This is a genomic window from Kitasatospora sp. NPDC059812 (assembly GCF_042732075.1).
GTDB lineage: Bacteria > Actinomycetota > Actinomycetes > Streptomycetales > Streptomycetaceae > Kitasatospora.
Genome location: NZ_JBHWIO010000004.1, coordinates 134,610 through 155,730 on the forward strand (window position 1 = coordinate 134,610; position 21,121 = coordinate 155,730).

At 73.6% G+C, this 21,121-nt stretch carries 11 protein-coding genes and 1 pseudogene; 3 read left to right on the plus strand and 9 right to left on the minus strand.

The window, feature by feature from the left end:
• From ACFV6D_RS03555 to eccD, 9 genes and pseudogenes are all read right to left on the minus strand, one after another.
• Positions 1-2,751: pseudogene (locus ACFV6D_RS03555) on the minus strand (hypothetical protein); the annotation flags it as partial.
• 85 nt (positions 2,752-2,836) lie between these two features.
• Entirely contained in the window at positions 2,837-3,139 is a 303-nt protein-coding gene (locus ACFV6D_RS03560; protein ID WP_380342655.1) for a hypothetical protein, read from the minus strand.
• Positions 3,132-3,596: a YbaB/EbfC family nucleoid-associated protein gene (locus ACFV6D_RS03565; protein WP_063350549.1), complete on the minus strand. Its 465-nt coding sequence runs from the start codon at positions 3,594-3,596 to the stop codon at positions 3,132-3,134. Before ACFV6D_RS03565 ends, ACFV6D_RS03560 begins: the two co-directional genes overlap by 8 nt.
• A gap of 38 nt (positions 3,597-3,634) precedes the next feature.
• Positions 3,635-5,953: a hypothetical protein gene (locus ACFV6D_RS03570; protein ID WP_380558185.1), complete on the minus strand. Its 2,319-nt coding sequence runs from the start codon at positions 5,951-5,953 to the stop codon at positions 3,635-3,637.
• Between the two features lie 63 nt (positions 5,954-6,016).
• Positions 6,017-6,511, minus strand: coding sequence for a hypothetical protein (locus ACFV6D_RS03575; protein WP_363373621.1), 495 nt, complete (start codon positions 6,509-6,511; stop codon positions 6,017-6,019).
• 39 nt (positions 6,512-6,550) lie between these two features.
• The gene (locus ACFV6D_RS03580; RefSeq protein WP_063350546.1) at positions 6,551-6,835 is read right to left on the minus strand and encodes a hypothetical protein; all 285 of its coding nucleotides are present in this window, start codon (positions 6,833-6,835) and stop codon (positions 6,551-6,553) included.
• Between the two features lie 73 nt (positions 6,836-6,908).
• Positions 6,909-7,253: a hypothetical protein gene (locus tag ACFV6D_RS03585; RefSeq protein ID WP_159398565.1), complete on the minus strand. Its 345-nt coding sequence runs from the start codon at positions 7,251-7,253 to the stop codon at positions 6,909-6,911.
• Positions 7,254-7,358: 105 nt separating this feature from the next.
• The gene (gene eccB / locus ACFV6D_RS03590) at positions 7,359-8,810 is read right to left on the minus strand and encodes a type VII secretion protein EccB (RefSeq protein WP_380558188.1); all 1,452 of its coding nucleotides are present in this window, start codon (positions 8,808-8,810) and stop codon (positions 7,359-7,361) included.
• Positions 8,811-8,943: 133 nt separating this feature from the next.
• Positions 8,944-10,335, minus strand: a complete 1,392-nt coding sequence (eccD, locus tag ACFV6D_RS03595) for a type VII secretion integral membrane protein EccD (RefSeq protein WP_380342667.1) — start codon at positions 10,333-10,335, stop codon at positions 8,944-8,946.
• Between the two features lie 326 nt (positions 10,336-10,661).
• Here eccD and eccCa point away from each other — a divergent pair, with 326 nt between their 5' ends.
• The 3 genes from eccCa (at position 10,662) to ACFV6D_RS03610 (ending at position 21,020) form a co-directional block, all read left to right on the plus strand.
• Entirely contained in the window at positions 10,662-14,645 is a 3,984-nt protein-coding gene (gene eccCa, locus ACFV6D_RS03600) for a type VII secretion protein EccCa (RefSeq protein WP_380342670.1), read from the plus strand.
• 97 nt (positions 14,646-14,742) lie between these two features.
• Complete coding sequence (locus ACFV6D_RS03605; protein WP_380558191.1) at positions 14,743-17,601, plus strand: hypothetical protein; 2,859 nt, start codon at positions 14,743-14,745, stop codon at positions 17,599-17,601.
• Between the two features lie 299 nt (positions 17,602-17,900).
• On the plus strand, positions 17,901-21,020 hold the full coding sequence (locus tag ACFV6D_RS03610; protein WP_380342676.1) for a phosphocholine-specific phospholipase C: 3,120 nt from the start codon (positions 17,901-17,903) through the stop codon (positions 21,018-21,020).
• The last annotated feature ends 101 nt before the right edge of the window (positions 21,021-21,121 follow it).

Below are 21,121 nucleotides of genomic sequence, written 5' to 3' on the forward strand. Positions count from 1 at the left end.
CTTCTCAGCCTGCGCACGCAGCTCCCGCTGCAACTCACCCTGCGCACGCAGATCCCGGTGTATCTCACCCTGCGCCGTGTACATCGGGTCAGGCCTCGACTCCTCCTCACCGTCGCCACCCGGCTTCTTGGCCCCGTCACCGTCCGCCTGCGACGTATCCGACGCCTCCCTCCCCTGACGAGCCTTCTCAGCCTGCGCACGCAGCTCCCGCTGCAACTCACCCTGCGCACGCAGATCCCGGTGTATCTCACCCTGCGCCGTGTACATCGGGTCAGGCCGCGGCTCCTTCTCACCGTCGCCACCCGGCTTCTTGGGCGCCTCCTCGTCCACCCGCGGCGGACCGGACGCCTCCTTCGCCTTACGAGCAGCCTCAGCAGCCGCCGCACGGTCCTTCTCGCCCTGAAGGCGTTGTTCCCGGAGGTGTTCGCGCTGGAGTTCGTACTCGGACTTGGGGGTGTCCTTGCGAGGACCGTTCGGGTCGGGGTCCTTGCTGCCGTCCGGACCGCCCTCGGTCTTGGGAGGCCGTCCGTCGCCCTCCTTGGACGGCTTCGGGTCGGGCTTGTGGTCGGGCTTGGGGTCAGGGTTCGGGTCCCGCTTGGGGTCCGTCGTGCGGTCGGGGTTGTGGTCGGGCTTGTGGTCAGGGTTCGGAGGGTCGGGCGTGTGGTCGGGCTTGGGGTCCGGCTTCGGGTCCGGCTTGGGATCCGGCTTCGGGTCCGGCTTGGGGTCCGGCTTCGGTGCAGGCCGCGGATCCGGCTTCGGGTCGCCGCCGCCCGCCGTCGCCGTGGTGCCACCCGTCTGCTTGCCCTGGTCGCCCCCGGACTCGGTGGGGCGGCGGGTGGCGGGGTCCGGCGTGGTCCGGCCACCGTTGCCGGTCTGCGAGCCGGGCTTGGAGGTCTTGTCCCCGCCCGGCGTCTCCGTGCCGACCGACGGCTTCGGGCCCGTCGACTTGCCGCTCTCGGTGCCGGCCGCGTTCGACCCGCCGTCCGTCTTGGACCCGCCCTCGGTGCTGGGCCCGCCGTCGGTGCGGTGCGAACCGGACGGCGGGGTGAGCGAGGTGGTGCGGCCGCCGCCCTCGGTGCTGGTCAGGTGCGGGCCGCCCTCGGTCGGGGCGGGGAGGCGCTCGCCGAGCCTGGGCACCGGGAACGGCGCGGCGTGGCCGGACAGGTTGGTGGCCACGGACAGCAGGGTGAGGGGGTGGAGCGGGTGGAAGTACTTGCTGCCGTCGTGGGGGATGTCGGCGTGCTGGAGGTCCCGGACGAAGTTGACGTACTTGGTCATCAGGGGCGAGGTGAGGCCGTGCATCAGGTGGCGCGCGCCGCCCATGAGGAAGCCGCTGAGGAAGCTCGCGCCGCTGGCCGAGAACTCGTGGTTCGGCTCGAAGATCAGGTTGTAGAAGCCCTCGGTCAGGTACTGGTTGAGACCGTTCTTGACCTGCTCGCCGAGTACGTGGCCGAGCACGAACATCGTGTTCATCTTGCCGACGCGGCCGGCGAGTTCGGGAAGCTTCTCGGCCAGGAGCTTGAGTTCTCCGGTGGCGACCTTGGAGTTGTTCGCGATCTCGCGCAGGGCGGCGGCCAGGCCCGCGCGGGCTTCCCCCGACTTGGCCCACTTCTGGGCGAACTCCTTGCCGAACGCCGTTCCCAGCTCGCGGGCGAGGTCCTTGCCGAGGGCGGGGCCGAGGTGCTTCTCGAAGGACTTCGCCATGTTCTCCGCGAACTGGGCCCCGGCCTTGGCGCCGGTCTTGCCGCCGGCCGCGAAGCCCTTGGAGAGGAAGGCGGAGTTCTCCCGCAGGAGCTTTTCGAGGCTGTTGGCGAACTTGTTCGCCGCCTCGTCCCCGATCGCCCGGCCGGCGCCGGCCCCGGCCTCCTTCGCCCCGGCCTTCCCGAGCCCCTTGGCCCCGGCGTTGCCGAGCTCCTTGGCCCCGACATTGCCGAGTTCCTTGGCGCCGAGGTTCGCGAACTCCTTGGTCCCGCCCTTGGCGATCCCGGCGGCCAGGTTCTTCAGCGAGGCGCTCAGTTCCTTCGAGACGAAGAGCTTCCCGAACATCTTGCCGAAGAGCTTGCCCAGGCCCATGCCCAGCAGGTGCAGCGGGCCGGCGATGATGCCGCTGATCGCGCCGAAGATCGCGGCCTGCTTGGTCAGGTCCTTGTCCCACTCGTGCCGGTTGCCCTGCCCAAACTGGATGCCCTGGATGATCCCGTCCATCACCAGGCCGCCCACCACACCGAAGAAGGTGTGCATCAGGATCACCTGGAGGAGCTTCTTCAGCAGGTTGATGATGATCGTCTTGACGACCTGCTTGACGGGCTCGACCGCGAGGAGCGAGGTGCCGGCGGTGAACGGGGACCAGAAGATGGCCAGCGCGATCTCGATCAGCAACTGGACGATCTGGCCGATGATCATCCACTTCGTGTACTCCACGGTGTTCGCGACCTTGCCCGCGAACTCGCTGAGCTGCTTGCAGAGTTCGGTCGCCGTGGCGATGTAGTTGGTGCCCTCCTTCCCCTGGCCGACGAACCGCCCCATGTCCTGTTCGAAGGCCTCGGCGGTCTGCCCCTCGAACTGCTGCCGGCACTTGGCCACCAGGTCCACGATGTAGGCCTCGAGCTGCGGCAGTTCCTCGGAGAGCGTCTTGTACTCGTCCCGGACGTCTCGCAGCAATCCCTCGTTGGACTCCGGCCACGGCATCCCGGTGAGGATGTGGAAGAAGGTCGCCACGCCGGGCGAGACCTGGATCGAGGAGTGGGCCATGGCGGGGAGCCTCCGGCTGCGAAGCCTGCTGGTGCTGTGCGTGCGGTGCGGGTGGGGAACGGCGCCGTCCGGCGCTATCGGCGGGTCACTTCACCAACCCGGCATTGTGCTCGTCGGTCGAGTCGAACAGGTCGGCCACGTTCATGCCGTTCTTCGCGACGCGCGCCAGCTTGTCCCTGATGCCGCCGACCAGTTCGAGCAGATTGGTGGTCGGCTCGTCCACCTTCTCGTGGTACTGCTTGCCGATCTCGTCGGATCCGGCCGCCGTGCGGTTCACCTTGTTGACGTGGTCGATCTGGCCGTAGACCTTGTCGACCAGCTCGGACATCTTGTCGAAGTCGCCGAACGCCGCCTTCAGGTCCTCAAGTTTCACCAACTGCTTAGCCATTGAACTCCTCCTGCTTGTGGGCCTTGGTCTGGTCGGCTCCCGGCCGCATCGCGGTGAGCGGCTCCAGCAGCGCGTCCAGGTCCAGGCCTCCCAGCATCGACAGCAGGGGGTCCTCCTCCTGGTCGCCGGTGACCGCCAGGCGCAGCGACTCGCCGACCCCGTCGAAGGCGCGCATCGACCGGGTGATCTGCTCGCCCATCCGGGCCTTGGCCTCGTTCAACACGTCCTTGAGGACGGCGGCCAGGTGCGCGGGGGCCATCTCCTGGTAGGCGGTGGTGTGGAAGGTCAGCGCGAGCACCTCGCCCTGCGCGCCCACCTTCACGGTGAGCATCCGGTCCTTGGTCGTCACCGAGGCCGTCGCCGCCTGCAGTTGCCGGGTCATCTCGGCCATCTTGACCTGCTGCTCCTCCAGGGCGGCCATCGCCTGGGCGAGCTGCTCCTCGAACGAGAACGTCATCTCCGTGTTCCTTTCCACTCCCGTGACGCGGCGCCGACTCAGCGGCCGATCACTCCGCTGACCGCACCGGTGTCGGTGCCCCAGACCTCTTCGTCCTCGGCCAGCCAGGTGGTCCGCTGCCGGCCCTTCTCGCCCTGGCCGCCGCCCATTCCGCCGCCCATCGGCGGGACCATGGGCATCCCGCCGCCGCTGGTGTTCACCGAGCGGCCCCGCATCGCGGCGGCCTCCTCGGCGGCGAGTGCGGAGGCCTTCTGGCTCATCGTGGCCTTCTCGGCGGCGGCTGCTCCGGCGCCGGCGACCTTGGCCGCGGGCGGCGGTCCGCCGTTCTCCGCTACCCGGGGGCCGACTCCGCTGCTGGTGTTGAGGATCCGGGGGGCCTGGCCGCCGCCGGAGGTGCCGAGGCCCTCGTACGCACCCCCACCGACGCCGCTGAACATCCCCGGGTAGGTGCCGACCGCGCCGAAGCCGTCGCTCTGGTCGAGGCCGCTGCCCCCCGACCCCAGGTTCAGGGTCCAGGGCGTGCCCCCACCGGTGGACGGCGGGCGCGCACCGCTGATGTCGCCCCAGGTGATGGTTCCGCCACCACCACTGCCACTGCCACTGCCACTGCCGCCCACCGAGGCCCAGGCGTGCTGGAGGTCGCGCGAGCGCTGGATGTAGTCGGAGATCGGCTTCTTCTGGGGGTCCAGCAGGGTGCCGTCGTCGGCGATCGAGGAGCCCTTCTCGACCACGATCGGGTTGCCGTTGGCGTCCAGGATCTCCTTGCCGTTGGGGTCGACCACCGTGCCGTCCTCGCGGATGGTCGATCCCTTCGGCACCTTGGCGTTGGGGCCGTACACGCCTCCGCCGGTGCCGGCCGGCACGTTGGCGCCGGGGGGCACCACGATCGGCTTGCCGTCCTTGCCCAGCACCTCCTTGCCGGAGGAGTCGTAGACCTTGCCGCCCGAGATGTAGCCGCCGGGCGGGAGGAGGATCGGCTTCTTGTCCTTGTCCAGGAGCACGTTGCCGTCCTTGTCGCGGATCGGCGTCCCGGCGCCGAGGCCGCCACCGTTCCCGCCGGCGCCGTCGCCGCCGATGATCGGCGGCGGGGGGATGTGGGTGTTCTTGTTCCCCTTGCCGCCGCCCCCGCCACCGCCGCTGCCACCGGCGCCGTCGCCACCGATGATCGGCGGCGGGGGGATGTGGTTGTTCTTGTCCCCGCCGCCGGCCCCACCGCCGGCCCCACCGTCTCCCCCGCTGCCGTCGCCGAGACCGGGCGGTGGGGGTGCGTCGGGGTTCTTGGGGTTGTTGGGGTCGTTGGGGTCCGGCATCTCCTTCGGCGGAAGCGTGATGCCGACCGGCATGAGGTCGAACCCGAGCTTGGTGATCAGCGGGTCGTACGCGCTCCCCAGTGCCGCCATCGCGTCGTCACCGGGCTTGTCCAGGTAGTCGGCGACCTTCTTCAGCCACCTCTCCTTGGCCTTCTGGTCGAGAGCGGCGTAGAAGGCGTCGTTGCGGGGGTCGCCCAGCGAGGAGGTGTCGTACTTCCAGGTGCTCTCCGCGGTCCAGTACATGGGGGCCTTGTGCATCTCCTCCCACAGGACCTCCTGGATGCACTGGTACGGGAACCCGGTGCTGTACCAGACCGTCTGCGCCGTCCTGACCGCCTTGATGACGACGCCGATTCCGTACGCCGCGTACTCCAGCGAGGGCCCGTAGTTGGCCCCGATCAACTGGTTGCGCAGGTCGTCGAGTTCGACGGCGAACCTTTCGAGGAGCTTCTTGAACTCGCCCGCCGCGTCACCCTCCCAGCTGTCGCCCGGGCCGTCGATCTGCTCCGCCCACTTGCGGAACGCTTCGGCCTGGGTCGACAACCACTTCGTGGTGTCCTCGATCGCCTTGGCCCCGGCCAGCAGGCTCTGCGGGTCGATCGTGTCGTTCCCGCGGGTACTGATCGGGAGCTTCGCCTTGGAGTCCGGAGCCACGTCGGTCGAGACGTCCGGCATGATCGGGTCGAGGATCAACTCGGCCTGGTGGTTGAACTTGGAGAGCACGCCGTTGGGGTCGTTCCCCCACTTGTCGTAGTCGATGTGGACGTTGATCTTGAAGTGGCGCGGGCCGCCATCGCCGTTGTTGGCGGTGCCGTCGTAGAAGTTCATCGCCCACCAGACGTCCGGGTTCCCCAGCCCCGTGCCGTCCGTCAAGTACGTCTGGGTGGACGCGTCCTTGGGGTCGAAGTACCCGTTCTCGACGGACATGTTCCCGGACTTGATCCATCTCTCGGCCTTCGCTCCCGCGATCTTGTCCCGCGTGGTGATCTCCACCGGAGCCTGCTTGGAGTTGAAGGCGGCGAGCGTCGTCTCCCAGAGCATGGGCACGGAGGTCTCCAGGTGAGTCAAGGGGTTCAGGGGTACAGGGAGCCGACCGGAAGGGGAAGAGCGCTACTTCCCGCCGCCGCCACCACCGCCGCCACCGCCACCGACGGCGATGACGTCTTGCAGGATCTGCATCACTTGCGCGGCCGTCAGAGCCTCGTCGTGAGCGGTGTCCATCAGGTTCAGGAAGCTCAGGACGTCGAGCCGTCCCTTCTCCATCTGGTTGTGGAAGGTCTTGAAATCACCCACCACGGTGCTGGCGAGGTGCGTGAACCCCTTCGCCAGGTTGGTGCCGCTCTCGAAGTTCCCGGCCAGCAGCGAGACGTAGTGGTGTTTCGTGGTCACCGTGCCCTGGCCGCTGAAGCCCAGCATGGCCGAGTAGCCCGGGTCGGTCTCCAGCTGGCTCAGGTACGACGGCAGGATCGAGTTCGCGAAGTACTCGAGGTCGTCGTGGTTGACGCTGAGCGTGTGGCTCATGTCCGGTGCCGGGGGCCCGGGCGCCGGCGGGGTCAGGGTCGGTGCGTCGGGCACCTTCGGCGGCTCCGGCGGGCTAGTGGGCATCGCGCCCGCCCCTCCGGTCGAGCCGCTCCGCGGCCGTCATCAGATGCCCGCCGCGCCGCGCCGGTCCGCGTCGCGGAGCAGGCCGTGCATGGTGCGCAGGGTGTCGGCGCCCTGCTGGATGTCGGTGGTCATGGTGGCGTCCTGGCCGGCCAGCACCAGGTAGAAGGAGTGGGCCGCGGCGGCCAGGTCGCCCTTGAGCTGGTGCTCGGCGGTCTGGATGGCCTGGAGGCAGTCCTCCATCGCGGAGTGCATGCCGTTGCCGGCCTGGGTCAGGGCGTCCGCCGCCTCGTCGATGTTCGCGTGGTGGAGCTCGATGCTTGCCATGGCTGGTCCTTTCGGTCGGCTGGGGTCCGGCCCGGGCTGCCCGGGTCCGGCAGGTCTGTCGGCGCGGGCTGGATCAGAGGTTGAGGCCCTTGTAGACCTCGTCGCCCGCGCCGCCGCCCCAGCTGTTGGTGACGCCGTAGGCCTCGTCGTGGGCGGAGTTGATCTGGGTGTGCCCGGTGGAGAACCGGTCCTGGAAGGTGGCGTAGGCGCTCTTGAGCCGCTGGTACCGGGTCTGCCAGTCGTCGATCTTCCCCTGGTAGGCGGTGCTGCACGCGGCCTTGAAGTGGTTCTGGACTTCGAGGTTGACGTCCTCGACCTGCTGGCCGGCCCGCATCATGGCCTGGATGTGGGTGTCCAGGGTCGCCAGGACGGTCTTGACGGCCGCGTCGTCGGTCTGCAAGCCCGGAGGAGTGGTCATTGCGCTGCCTTTCGTCGGTACGGGTTCTCGGCTGCGGCGGATGCCGCCCGAGCGGGTCGGCCGACCCGGTCCATCTGCTTCAACGGACGCGTGCCGGGGGGTGGTTCACCTCGCGCAGGACGGTCCTGAGGGCCGCGGCGCGGGGCTCGCGGCGCCGGTCAGCGCGGCCGGGTCGAGGCTGGGGCCGGTCGGCAGCAGGGACAGCAGGGCCTCCGGGACGGCCGAGGGGACGACCTCGCCGTAGCCGAGCTGTTTGACCGCCGCGGCGGAGGCCAGCGGGTACTTCACCCCGGCGTCGGTGACCAGGTACAGGGTGGCGCCGACGCCCGCGCTGGACAGCGCCCGCACCAGGGCGCCGCCACCGGGCTTGACGGCGATGCTGTCGGCGCCGGCGCAGGCCGGGTCCACGCCCGGCTGGGCGGCCGGCGGCGGGCCCTCGACGGCGGCGGCGTCGACCAGGGTGACGGAGGTGGTCGGTGCCTGGTCGGTGAGCCGCAGGTCGGCGCAGACGCCCCGGTTCTGGGGGATCGTCACCAGCTCCGGCGGCGCGGCCGGCAGCCCGCCGGCGGCGGCGGACGGCTGGGCGGCCGGAGCGGTGTGCCCGGTGAGGTCGGCCGGGCCGAGCTGGACGGGGGCGACGACGTCGCCCCCGTAGGCGGCGCTCTGCGTGCGGGGGTCGTTGCGCAGCAGCTCGAAGGCCATCCGGCTGAGCGGGGTGAACCCCGCCGTGGTCAGCAGGTAGGGGTCGCCGCCGGGGCCGGTGAACAGCTGGCCGACCCGGGTGGGGTGGGCGCCGAGCTGCGGGCCGGCCTTGCCGCGCTCCCCCGGGTCGGGAGCGGCCAGGTCGGGGCCGGCGGCCAGCGCGTTGAGGAAGGCGGCCGTCACCGGGTAGGGGGCGACGGCGCTCTGGCCAAGGGCCTGGCGGGCGCCGTTGACGGTGTCCAGGCGCAGCCGGCGGCCGTGCCAGAGCAGGTACTCGGCGCCGTCCGGGGCGGCGACCAGCGCGCCCTGGCCGTCCGTCAGCCCGGTGCCGCGGCGGCCCGGGCCGACCGTCAGGGCCAGCTCCGCCAGGCGGCCGCCGGACGGGCCGGGCCGGCTGACGGCGCAGGCGAGCCAGGGCGCGTCGGCGAGCTGCTCGGCCCCGGGCAGGCCGTCGGGGGCGCCGAGGATGCCGATCGGGACGCCGCGCGGGGTGTCGGCCAGCGAGCGCACGCTGACCTGGTCGACCACCAGCTGGTCGCCGGCCAGCAGCCGGGCGCTGGCCTCGTTCAGCACGGGGTGCAGGCTGCCGTCCAGGAAGAGGTAGCGGGCGCCGCTCTCCTTCACCACCACCAGGGTGCCGGGCTTCTGCCAGCCGGTGGCGCCGCCGGGGACGATCACCCCGTACACGGCCGCCACCAGGCACACCAGCACGGCGATGACCAGCCCGATGACGGTGCCCCGCGAGGTGCGCCCGGCCGGGGTGTCGGCCGCGTCGGGCTCGCCGCGCAGCATGCCGGTGGCGAGCCTGCCCATCACGAACAGGTGGGCCTGCACCTGGTCGCGCTTCGACTGCATCTCGTGGTTCTCCTCGGGGCGGCGGAAGGTGCGGGGCCGGGCGGCGCACGGCGCAAGGTGCCGGGCCGGGCGGCGGGAGGTGCGGGGCCGCCAGGGTCCGGCGGCGGGAGGTGCGGGGCCGTCAGGGTCCGGCTCAGCCGGCCAGGGCCCGCAGCTCGTGGTAGACCCCGGCCACGGCCAGCGCCAGCGGGATCACGGCCATCCCCGCGGTGGTGTGCAGCAGGTCCGCGGCCCGGCCCCAGTAGGGCAGCAGCCGGCGCCCGGGGATCGTCCAGGAGACCACCGCGAGGGCGGCCGCCAGGGCGAGCAGGCCGACCAGCACCAGCAAGCGCCCGCCGCTCCGCTCGCCGACGGCCAGGTGTCCGAGCAGCAGCGCCAGGCCGTAGGCGCCGGGCAGGAGGACGGACAGCCGCTGCGGGATGCTGCCGATCGCCCGGGAGTGCAGCAGCAGCAGGACGGACAGGGTCACCGTCAGGGCCGTGGCCGCCCAGCCGGATTCGCCGGCCACCAGGGTCAGGCATCCCGTGAGGACCGTGCCGAGCGCCAGGTGGAAGGCCGTCAGGAAGCCGTCGGCGACATCGCTGCGGCTGCGGACGGTGGCGCTCGGGACGGGCGCGATGCCCTCCTGGAGCTCCTCGGCGTTGCGCGGCAGCGCGGGCAGCCGCAGCCCGGACAGGCGGAAGCAGATCCCGGGGACGAACGCCCCGAGGATCACCGCGAGCACCGCCAGCACGGCCGCCACCTGCGGGCCCTCCTCCCCGCCCAGCGTCAGCCCGCCCGCCACCATGACGTACAGGGCGAACAGCACCGCGCCGAGGAACAGCGGCGCCGAGCAGCCGACGGCGGCCAGCGCCAGCACCGCCGCACCGGCGGCCGCGCAGCCGCCCGCCAGCATCCGGGCGCCGACCGCACCGGCCCCGCCGCCGGCCGGCAGCAGGGCCCCGGCCATCGCGAGGTAGGGCACCGCCATGGCACCGAGCGCGGTGCCCGCGCCGGCGTCGCCGACCGCCCGGGAGGCGCTCAGCGCACCCAGCAGCAGGAGCAGGCCGGTGACGGCGGCAGCAAGGGCACGGGTCTGCTCCGGGCCGGGGAGCAGCAGCACGGCGAGCCCGCCGGCCAGGACGGCCACGGCCAGTCCGAGCGCCACGTGGTGGGTGAGCGCCGGGCGCCAGGTGTCGGAGCGGGCCCGCATGCCGGTGGCGACGCCGTCGGCCAGGTCGTCGTAGTGCACCTCGGGCAGGGCGTCGCGACGCGGGCGCAGGTACAGCTCGTCGCCGTCGTGCAGGTCGAGCGCGTCGACGCCGAGCTCCTCGTCCAGCGGCGGGCCGCCGAGGCGCTGCAGGACCCAGCCGTCGTGCTCGACGCCCTGTTCCTCCAGCTCGGGGCCGGCGTGCGCGAGGACGGCCGGCAGCAGGTCGGCCAGCGGTACGTCGGCGGGGACGGCGAGTTCCAGGACCGCCTCGGGCGTTCGGAACCTCAGTCGGCACAGTCCGGCGACGGCGGTCCCGTTCGCGCTCCCGTTCACACTTCTCCCTTTTGCCCTGGCCTCCGAACGGCATGGCGAGGTGACGGCCCGGGGGCGCCTGGGGGATGGACGAGCCCGGGCGTCACCTCACCAGGAGGCACGGACGGCGGGGCCCGCAGGGTTCACCGCCTGCCGGAATCCGTTTCGCGGCGGCCGTTCGCGGGCGTTCACAGCCGTTCACGGCCGTCCTCGGCGTCGGCGCCGCGCCCGCCCCGCCGAACCGGGTGAACCCGGCCGGGCCCGCCGCCCGTCGTCCCGGGTGGACGGTGCGCGTCCCGGGCCGCCGACGCAGCGAGCGGCCGTTCCCCTGCGCGAGGAGCCCTTCGTTGAGTGTGGTGCTGGTCAACCGTCCGCCGCGGCGCCCTGGCCCGGCGATGCCCGACGGCGAGATCCAGTTGCAGGAGCCGCCCGTCCTCCCCGAGGCACAGAGCGGCATGTCGAACATGATCGCCATGGCGCCGATGGCGCTCAGCTCGCTCTCGATGGTGTTCATCTTCCTGCGCCCCGGCGACAGCGGCGGCATCCTGACCTACGTCGCGATCGGCATGATGGCGCTGTCCGCCGTCGGCATGCTGGTCACCCAGCTGATCCGCGGCGCCAGCGACCGCAAGCGGGAACTGCGCGCCGAACGCCGGGACTACCTGCGCTACCTCTCCCAGGTCCGCCGCCAGGTGCGCGGCCACATCGCCCGCCAGCAGGAGGCGCTGGCCTGGCGCCACCCCGCCCCCGACGCGCTCGGCTCGCTCGCCCGCACTTCCCGGCTGTGGGAGCGGCGCAGCACCCACCCCGACTTCGGCGACGTCCGGATCGGCCTCGGCCACCAGCGGCTCGCGGTGCGGCTGGCGCCGCTGTCCACCAAGCCGGTGGAGGACCTGGAGCCGCTGTGCGCGCACGCGCTGCGCCGCTTCATCAACGCCTACGGCACCGTCGCCGACCAGCCCATCGCCGTCTACCTGCGCGGGTACGCGCAGGTCCTGCTGCGCGGCGACGACCGGGCCGCGACCCGCGCCCTGGCCCGCGCCATGCTGGCGCAGCTGGCGCTCTTCCACGCCCCCGACGAACTGCGGATCGCCGTCGTCACGGACGCCGAGCACCAGGCCGAGTGGGAGTGGACCAAGTGGCTGCCGCACGCCCTGCACCCGGAGGACACCGACGGCGTCGGTCCGGTGCGGCTGGTGGCCGGATCCGTGGTGGAGGTCGAGCAGCTGCTCGGCGACGAGTTCGCCGGCCGGCCCCCGTTCGAGCCGGAGAGCCAGCCCGGCCGGGACGAGCCGTTCACCGTGATCGTGCTGGACGGCCCGCAGGCCGGGGCCACCAGCCGGGCCGCGCTGGCCGGCTGGCGCAACGCCGTCCTGCTCGACCTCGGCGACACCCTCGACTGGAAGCCGCTGCGCTTCCGGCTGCGGCTGCGGATCGAGGACGGCCGGCTCGCCATGATCGGCGCCGACCGCAACCACCGGGACGACGTCACCGACCTCGGCCGGCCCGACGCCCTGTCCGTGACGGTCGCCCGCCGGCTGGCCGCCCAGCTCGCCCCGTACCGGATCGGAGACTCGTCGGAGGCCGGGGAGCCGCTGGCCACCGACTACGACCTCGCCTCCCTGCTCGGCATCCGCGACCTGCACCGGCACGAGATCGCCCAGGGCTGGGCCGGGCGGGGCGTCCGCGACCGGCTGCGGGTGCCGCTCGGCGTCTCCGGCGACGGCACGCCGGTCGAACTGGACATCAAGGAGTCCGCCCAGGGCGGCATGGGCCCGCACGGCATGCTGATCGGCGCGACCGGCTCCGGCAAGTCCGAGCTGCTGCGCACCCTGGTGCTGTCGCTGGCCCTCACCCACTCCTCCGAAGTGCTCAACTTCGTCCTGGTCGACTTCAAGGGCGGCGCGACCTTCCTCGGCCTCGACCGGCTGCCGCACACCTCGGCGGTGATCACCAACCTCGCCGACGAAGCCGCCCTGGTCGACCGGATGCGCGACGCCCTGCACGGCGAGCTCGTCCGCCGCCAGGAACTGCTGCGCTCCGCCGGCAACTACAGCTCGCTGCTCGACTACGAGACCGCCCGCGCCGCCGGCACCCCGCTGGACCCGCTGCCCACCCTGTTCGTCGTGGTCGACGAGTTCAGCGAACTGCTCGCCGCGCACCGCGACTTCATGGAGCTCTTCATCATGATCGGCCGCCTCGGCCGCTCCCTCGGCGTGCACCTGCTGCTGGCCTCCCAGCGCCTGGACGAAGGCCGGATGCACGCCCTGGAGTCGCACCTGTCCTACCGGATCGGCCTGCGGACCTTCTCCGCGATGGAGAGCCGGGGCGTCCTCGGCGTCCCCGACGCCTACCAGCTGCCCTCCCAGCCCGGCAACGGCTTCCTCCGCAGCGACATCGCCACCCTGACCCGCTTCAAGGCCGCGTACGTCTCCGGCCCCTACCGGGCCCGGCGCCCCGCCACCGCCCGCCAGGAGGCCGCGGCCGGCCAGGTCGCCCGGTACGGCACCACCTACGTGGCGCCGCGTCAGCCCGTCGCCCTGCCGGCCGCCGAGGAGCCCGAGGAGACGCCGGAGCAGACCCACACCCTGCTCGACCTCGCCGCCGAGAAGCTCACCGACGCCGGCCCGCCCGCCTACCAGGTGTGGCTGCCGCCGCTGGGCGTCCCGCCCACCCTCGACCAGCTGCTGCCGCCCCTCGCCCCGCACCCCGAGCACGGCCTCACCACCGAGAGCGACGCCGACCGCGGCACCCTGACCGTCCCCATCGGCGTCATCGACCGCCCCTTCCAGCAGATCCGCGACCTGCTCACCGCCGACCTCTCCGGCGCCGGCGGCCACGTCGGCATCGCCGGCGGCCCGCAGAGCGGCAAGAGCACGCTGCTGCGCACCCTGATCACCGCCCTCGCCCTCACCCACACCCCGGGCGAAGTGCAGTTCTACTGCCTGGACTTCGGCGGCGGCACACTGTCCTCGCTGCGCGGCCTGCCGCACGTCGGCGGCATCACCGGGCGGCACGACCCCGAGCGGGTGCTGCGCACCATCGCCGAGGTCAACAGCATCCTGAACCAACGCGAGCAGCGCTTCGCCGAACACGGCATCGACTCCGTCTCCGCCTTCCGCCGGCGCCGCGCGGCCGGCGAACTGCCCGACGAGCCGTACGGCGACGTCTTCCTGGTCATCGACGGCTGGAACACGATCCGCCAGGAGTTCCCCGACCTCGCCCCCGCCCTCACCCTGATCGCCCAGCGCGGCCTCAACTACGGCATCCACCTGATCGTCGGCACCACCCGCTGGGGCGAGGTCACCAGCGCCCTGCGCGACCTCTTCGGCACCCGCTTCGAACTGCGCCTCGGCGACGCCGTCGACTCCGCCGTCAACATGCGGGCCGCCGCCACCGTCCCGAACATCCCCGGCCGGGGCCTCACCTCCGACCAGATGCACTTCCTCACCGCCCTGCCCCGGCTGGACGGCAGCGGCACCTCCACCGACCTCGGCGAAGGCGTCGCCGACCTGGTCGACGCCGTCGCCGACCACTGGACCGGCCCGCGCGCACCCGAGATCCGGATGCTGCCGCTGCAACTGCCCGCCGCCGCCCTGCCCGCCCCCGAAGGCCGGCTGCGCATCCCGCTCGGTCTCCAGGACGTCTCGCTCACCCCGCTGTGGCACGACTTCGAGGAGACCCCGCACCTGCTGGTCGTCGGCGACAGCGAGGCCGGCAAGACCAACCTGCTGAAGCTCGTCGCCGCCGGCATCACCAGCGCGTACCGGCCCGACGAGGCCCGGATCATGCTCATCGACTACCGCCGGGTCCTCCAGGACGCGGTGCCCGAGGAGTACCGGCTCGGCCACGCCGTCAGCGTCGACGTGCTGCGCCAGATCGTCGACGGCGCCGCCCGCGCCATGGCCAACCGGTTGCCCGGCGCCGACATCGCCCCGGCCCGGCTGCGGCTGCGCGACTGGTGGCAGGGGCCCGAACTCTTCATCGTGGTCGACGACTACGAACTGGTCTCCGGCTCCCCCGGCGGCCTCAACGCCCACCCCTTCGCGCCGCTGCTCGACTACCTGGCGCAGGGCGCCGAGCTCGGCCTGCACCTGATCGTCGCCCGCAGCGCCAACGGCATCGGGCGGGCCTCCTCCGACCAGCTGCTGCGCAAGCTGGAGGAGGTCAACACCCCGGTGGTGCTGCTGTCCTGCCCGCCCAGCGAGGGCTTCCTGTTCGGCTCCACCAAGCCCCGCGCCTTCCCGGCCGGGCGCGGCCTGCACATCACCCGCCGGCGCACGGTCCAGGTGCAGACCGCCGTCATGGCGGAGGACGGGGACGAGGGGTGAGTCGGGCGAGCCGGTGAACCCGGCGAGGCGAGGCGGCCGTAGAGCCTGGTGACACGTGCGGCAGACGCGGCCGCGCGGACGGAGGGCGGGCGGGACGATGAGCACATCAGCGCAGGCGGCAGGGGACGCGCCGGGCGCCGCCCCGGCGAAACGCCGACTGGCCTTCCGTCGGAACACCCCCGCCGCCGGGCCCGCCGCCCTGCACCAGGTGGGCCCGCACTTCGTCATCGCCCCCGGCGGCGCGGACGGCACCGGCCCGGCGGCCCTGCCCGTCGCGATGACCGCCGCGCTGGGCCGGCTCACCGCCGTCGCCCGGACCGTCACCGTCCTCGCGGCCGCCCCCGACGCGCCGGCCGTCCTGTTCGGCCGGCTCGACGAGCTGACCCGCACCGCCACCGCCCGGGACGCCACCGCGCTCGTCCTCGCCGCCTCCGGCCTGGCCACCGCCCCGGACACCGGGCCCCGCCCCGCCGAACGGATCGCCGAACTGACCGGCATCGGCGTCGTCGCCCCGGACGGACTGGTCACCCTCCGCCCCGACGGCACCCTGTTGACCAGCGGGCCGACGGACGACGCGCCGTCCTCCTGGTGGCTCTGCACCCCGGCCGGGCAGGTGCGCCGGCTCGGGCCGGTCTGGCCGCTACCGACGGAGCCTGCCGCCGCACCGGCCGGCTCGACCGACTCGGCTGGCTCGACCGGCTCGACCGGCTCGACCGGCTCGACCGGCTCGACCGCGGAGACCGTGGTGATGGAGCGTCCGATGGCGGAGACCGCCGTGCTGGAGCTTCCGGTGGCCGCGCCCGTCGTGGCCTCGCCCGCGCGGGGCGTTCCGTTGGGCGCCGTGTCCGCGCCCGGCCCCGCCGCAGCGGCCCCGGAGCCCGCCGCCCCCGCCCGGCGCGTCGAGGCCGCACTGCCCGCCGCACCCACACCGCCCGCCGCGCCCGCCGACCCGCTGGTCACCGCGCTGCCGCACGGCTACTGGTTCCGCAGCGAGCCCGACCCCGACGGGCCGTCCGGCCCGCTCACCAGGGCCACCGCCGACGAGGGCACCGTCATCCTCGTCGTCGGCCACCCGGGCGCGCCCCTCCCCCCGGCCGCCGAGCTCGCCGCCCGGCTCCGCCGTCTGCTCCCCGGCCCCGAGGCCGACCTGCTGCTCAGCGCCCCCTGGGCCGCCACCGGCGCGCTCACCGCCCTCGCCACCGGGCTCGCCACCGAACTCGGCCACGACCTCCGGGCCGCCGTCGGCCTGCCCATGCGCACCACCAGCGGCTTCTCCTCCCGCGTGCTGGCCGCCGACGGCACCCCCGCCTGGGAACCGTGGCTGACCGAGCTGACCGCCTCCCCCACCAGGCGCCGCGTGGTCGCCTCCGCCTGGCGCACCACCCCCGGCGGCCCGGCCGCCTGCGGACCGGCCCTCTACGAATCCCCGGTCACCGGCTGGCGGTTGGAGGCCGTGCCGGCCGGCCTGTGGCTGCGCCCCGAGGAGCCGCCGCAGGACCGCGGGCCCCGCCTGCGCGACCCCGACCCGGCCCACCCGCTGCTGATCGCGGGCGCGGACGGGCGAACGGTGCCGCCTGAGGTGCTCGCCGTCCTGGACGAGCTGCGCGCCGCGCTCACCACCCCCGGTGCGACCGCACCCGAGCTGCTGATCGACGGCGCACGCCGCGGAAGCTTCCTCCCCGCGGCGCAGCCCACCCAGCCCGCCGTGCCGGCCACCGTGCAGGCCGCCGCGGTCGACCCGCAACGACCGGCCCCCGAAGGCGAGTCCGCCACCGCCGCCACCATCACCGCGGCCATCCCGCCGGCCTCGGCGGTCCGGACCCAGACCGCCGCCACGGCCGACCCCGACGCCCAAGTCCCCGCCCCGGACGAAGAGTTCACCGCCGCCACCGCCACCCTCCCGGAGCCCCCGGCCCCGGTCCAGGCCCAGCCGCAGATCCCCGAACCGGCCACACCTCCCGCCGCCGAAGCACCCACGCCCGAACCGGCCCCGGTTCCGGACCCCGAGCCCGCCCTCGAACCCGAGCCCGAGCCCGAGCCCGAGCCAGCCCCGGTCCCCGAACCCGAACCGGTCCCCGACCCCGAGCCCACCCCCGACCCCGAGCCCACCCCCGACCCCGAGCCCACCCCCGAACCCGAACCGGCCCCCGCCCCGGAGCCCGAAGCCCCCACCCGCGCCCGCCTCCTCGCCCCCGACGGCACCGCCGTCTCCGGCCGCCCGAGCACGGCCGCCGAGCGGACCGCCTTCCGGGCGCTGCTGGGCGAGCACTTCCAGCGCTGCGCCAGCCGCGCCGAGCAGGTCGCCATGCGGCTGCCGGCGCTGCGCTCGCACTCCCGGGACGACCTCAAGAGCGACCTCGCGGCGGTCTACCTGCACCACGTCGACACGGGCGTCCCGGTCCTGCACACCGAGCTGGTCGTGGCGGCCCGCCGACCGGGCTCCGGGCCGCTGGACCCGTACCTGGCGTGCCTGGGATCCGGCCTGCGGCGGCTGCCGAACCACCGGGGCGCCGTGCTGTTGGGCGCCGACGCGGGCGAGGAGGAACTGCGTCACTACGTGCCGGGGACGTTGCTGGTGGAGCCCGCGCCGGTGGTCGGGACGCCGGCGTTGGAGGTCGTACCGGGGACTCCGGTCGAGTTTCTGGTGTGGTCCGCGACCGGCCGCCGCACCTCGGTGATCGCCGAGGACGGCGAGCCCGAGGTGGTGTTCCCGCCCGGTTCGTGGTTCTCCGTCCTGGAGGTCATGCCGGGCGAGGACGGCGAGCCGACCCGCGTCCTGCTGCGCGAGGTCGGCCCGGGCGCCACGGCCGGGACGGCGGACGAGCGCGACCAGCAGGCCCTGGAGCGGCTGCTCGCCTGGCAGGCCCGCCGCGACCTGCTCGCCCCGGAGGACCTCCGCTCCCCGTCCCGCCCCGAGCGACTCCGCCTCACCCCGGGCGTCACCGCCGCCCGGTGACCGGCGTCGGCCGGAAGGGCTACGCCACTGACGCCGGACCAGTTCAGGCCGGCCCTCGGACCTGACGGATCCGCCGCCACATCCCGCGCCCGTGGCCGACACGGCTTCCCCGGCACGGACTTGACGGTGGCTCCCGCACCGCCCGACAGACCGACAAGTTGTCTGTACAGCTCCGGGCCCCTTGGCGGCCATCGGATCGTCATCGAACTCCCCGGCCCCGGTCACCTCGGTCGCTTAGAAACGTGACTGGTCCGGGTCGAACCGATGGTCCGGCGCCCGTCAGCAAGGAGCCCCACCCGATGAGTCCGATGCCCGAACTGTCGCGCCGCAGCCTGCTCGGCGGCGCGGCGGCGGCCGCCGTGCTGTCCGCCCTCCCGATCAGCGTCCAGCAGGCGCTCGCCGCGCCGGCCAAGCCCGGGCGGCTGGCGGACATCCAGCACGTCGTCGTGCTGATGCAGGAGAACCGCGCGTTCGACCACTACTTCGGCACCCTGGCGGGCGTCCGCGGCTTCGGCGACCGGACGGCGGTGCGCGGGGTCAACGGGCGCTCGGTGTTCCACCAGCCCGACCCGGGCCGCAAGGAGGGCCACCTGCTGCCCTTCCCGATGAACGCCGCGCACACCAGCGCCTACCAGCAGGGCGCGCCCGCCTTCGGCTTCGTGGACTCGATGAAGGCCTGGAACGACGGCCTCGCCGACGGCTCGGTCACCCGCCGCTCCGGCGGCTGGCTCGGCCAGGGCTACTACGAGAGCGCCGACATGCCCTTCTACCACGCGCTCGCCTCGGTGTTCACCACCTGTGACGCCTACTACGCGTCCGTCCAGTGCAACACCAACACCAACCGCGACCACCTGATGACCGGGACCAGCGGCGGCACCGTACGGGACACCCCGGTGACCGACAACACCGAGATCCCCGGCGGCTACGAGTGGACCACCTACGCCGAGCGCCTGGAGCGGGCCGGCGTCAGCTGGAAGACCTACCAGGCGCTGGACAACTTCGACGACAACGCGCTCGCCTGGTTCGCCCCCTTCGTCAAGGCCAAGCCCGGCGAGCCGCTGTACGAGCGCGGCATGCGGGCCGTCGGCGACCCGGCGAAGAAGAACGACCCGTTCGCGATGGGCGACGCCCTGGTCGACGCCTTCGCCGCCGACGTCCAGGCCGACCAGCTGCCGCAGGTGTCCTGGATCGTCGCCCCGGCCGCGCTCTCCGAGCACGCCAACTACGCGCCGCCGAACGGCGAGCACCTCACCGCCCGGCTGCTCGCCGCCCTGGCGGCGAAGCCCGAGGTGTGGCAGAAGACCGTCTTCATCCTCAACTACGACGAGCACGGCGGCTTCTTCGACCACCAGCTGCCGCCCGTCCCGCCGCTGGCCACCGGGCGCGGCAAGTCGACCGTGCCGGTGGACGGCGAGGTCGTCGTCCGCGTCAGCAAGGGCTCCGCCACCTACCACCGGGTCGTCGGTCAGGACGGCAGGTACCGGGTCAAGGCCGCGGACGGCTCGCTCGCCTGGTCCGACACCCTGCCGGCCGGCGAGACCCTGGTCTCCGGCCCGTACCCGATGGGCCTGGGCGTGCGGGTGCCGATGGTCGTGGTCTCGCCGTGGACCCGCGGCGGGGTCGTCGACTCCACCGTCTACGACCACACCTCGGTGCTGCGCTTCCTGGAGCAGCGCTTCGGCGTCCAGGAGCCCAACATCAGCCCGTGGCGGCGCACCGTCTGCGGCGACCTCACCAACGTCTTCGACTTCTCCGGCCGCAACCCGGCCTGGCCGCAGCTGCCCGACACCAGCGGCAACCGGCAGAAGGTGGTCGACACCGGCAAGCTCCCCGCCCCCACCGTGCCCAGCCCGCAGGCCTTCCCGCAGCAGCAGCGCGGCACCCGCTCGGCCCGCCCGGCGCCCTACGACCTGCTGGTCAAGCCCCGGCTGAAGGGCGGCGAGCTCACCCTCGACCTGGTCAACCAGGGCCGCCAGGGCGCGGTGTTCGCCGTCTACCCGGCACCGGGCGGCGCGCCCCGGCACTACACCGTCGGCGCGAAGAGCCGGCTCTCCGACGTCTGGACGGTCGGCCCGGAGGGCTACGACCTGCGCGTCCACGGCCCCAACGGCGCGCTGTGGCACCTGCGCGGCGACGCCGCCGGCACGTACGAGGTGTCGCTGTCGGAGGAGCGCAACGGCAAGGTCCTCGAAGTCGACGTGATCAACCGCTCGCGCACCGCCCAGACCTTCCTGGTCGGCGACCTCGCCTACGGCGACGGGCTGCGCGAGGTGCGGGTCGCGGCCGGCGACGACCGGACCGTCAACCTCGCGGTCCGACCCGAGGGCTGGTACGACGTCGCGGTGGCCGTCCGCGGGGACCTCACCTTCCGCCGTCGGATCGCCGGCCGCTTCCCCTGGGACGACCGGACGGTCACCGACCCGGCCCTGGGCCTGGCCGACCCGCTCGCCGTGGACGTCGCCCTCGGGGCCGCCTCCAGCACCATCGACGAGCCCGTCCTGCTGCCCGGCCGCCCGGCCCGGGTCTCGGCCGTGCTCACCGCCGGCGCCGCGCTCACCGCCGTCGAGGCGCAGCCCGTCGTCCCGCCGGGCTGGACGGTCACCGCCGTCACCGCGCCGCCCGCCGCGCTCGCCGCCGGCGCCACCGCCACCGCCGTCTGGGAGGTCACCCCGCCCGCCCAGCTGCCGGACGGCGCCACCCACCGGATCCTGGTCACCGCCCGGGCGCTGGCCGGCGACCGCTTCGCGATCGCCGACGGCGAACTCGCCGCCCGCCCCGCCCCCGTGATGGCCGGCCACCTGCTGGGCGAGGACTTCGAGTCGCTGGCCGGCGTGCTCCAGCCGCAGGACGGCGTGCTCGGCTGGACGGCCCAGGCGCCGCAGGGCTGGTCGGTGGTCAACGCCCCCGGCATGCCGCAGGGCACCGTCCGGCTCCAGGGCTGGACCTTCCACACCAAGCGGGAGTGGTCCACCCCGGCCGGGCAGGACCGCGGCAACTTCACCCGCGGCCTGGGCGTCCTCGCCGTCGCCGACCCGGACGACTGGGACGACACCGGCTCCCCCTCCCGCAAGGGCGTCTTCGACTCCACGCTCGTCTCCCCCGCCGTCCACCTCCCGGCCGGCGCCGACACGCTGTACCTGGCCTTCGACTCCCACTACCGGCAGGAGGTCCCGCAGAAGGCGTCCGTCACCGCCGTGTTCGACAACGGCACGGAGACCCGCCTGATGTTCTACAGCGCCGACGCCACCGGCAACGACAACGCCGGCAAGGACGTCCAGAACACCCTCGTCACCCGCCGCCTCGCCGTCCCGGCGGGGGCGCAGGCGGTGACGCTGAAGTTCCGGATGTACGACGCGGGCAACAACTGGTACTGGGCGGTCGACCACATCCGCCTGGACAGCCGGCCGATCACGGGCTGACCGTCCGGAAACGGCCCGATCGGCCGCGCCGCGCCGAGCCCGGAAGCCGGGGCGGCTCGGCACGGCACGGCCGGTCAGGCCCGGCCACTCAGGCCCGGCCG

What these genes read in the sequence shown, in the direction of transcription:
- ACFV6D_RS03560 (WP_380342655.1), bottom strand. Translation starts at nt 3,139, where the DNA reads ATGGCTAAGCAGTTGGTGAAACTTGAGGACCTGAAGGCGGCGTTCGGC.
- ACFV6D_RS03565 (WP_063350549.1), bottom strand. Translation starts at nt 3,596, where the DNA reads ATGACGTTCTCGTTCGAGGAGCAGCTCGCCCAGGCGATGGCCGCCCTG.
- ACFV6D_RS03575 (WP_363373621.1), bottom strand. Translation starts at nt 6,511, where the DNA reads ATGCCCACTAGCCCGCCGGAGCCGCCGAAGGTGCCCGACGCACCGACC.
- ACFV6D_RS03580 (WP_063350546.1), bottom strand. Translation starts at nt 6,835, where the DNA reads ATGGCAAGCATCGAGCTCCACCACGCGAACATCGACGAGGCGGCGGAC.
- ACFV6D_RS03585 (WP_159398565.1), bottom strand. Translation starts at nt 7,253, where the DNA reads ATGACCACTCCTCCGGGCTTGCAGACCGACGACGCGGCCGTCAAGACC.
- eccB (WP_380558188.1), bottom strand. Translation starts at nt 8,810, where the DNA reads ATGCAGTCGAAGCGCGACCAGGTGCAGGCCCACCTGTTCGTGATGGGC.
- ACFV6D_RS03605 (WP_380558191.1), top strand. Translation starts at nt 14,743, where the DNA reads ATGAGCACATCAGCGCAGGCGGCAGGGGACGCGCCGGGCGCCGCCCCG.
- ACFV6D_RS03610 (WP_380342676.1), top strand. Translation starts at nt 17,901, where the DNA reads ATGAGTCCGATGCCCGAACTGTCGCGCCGCAGCCTGCTCGGCGGCGCG.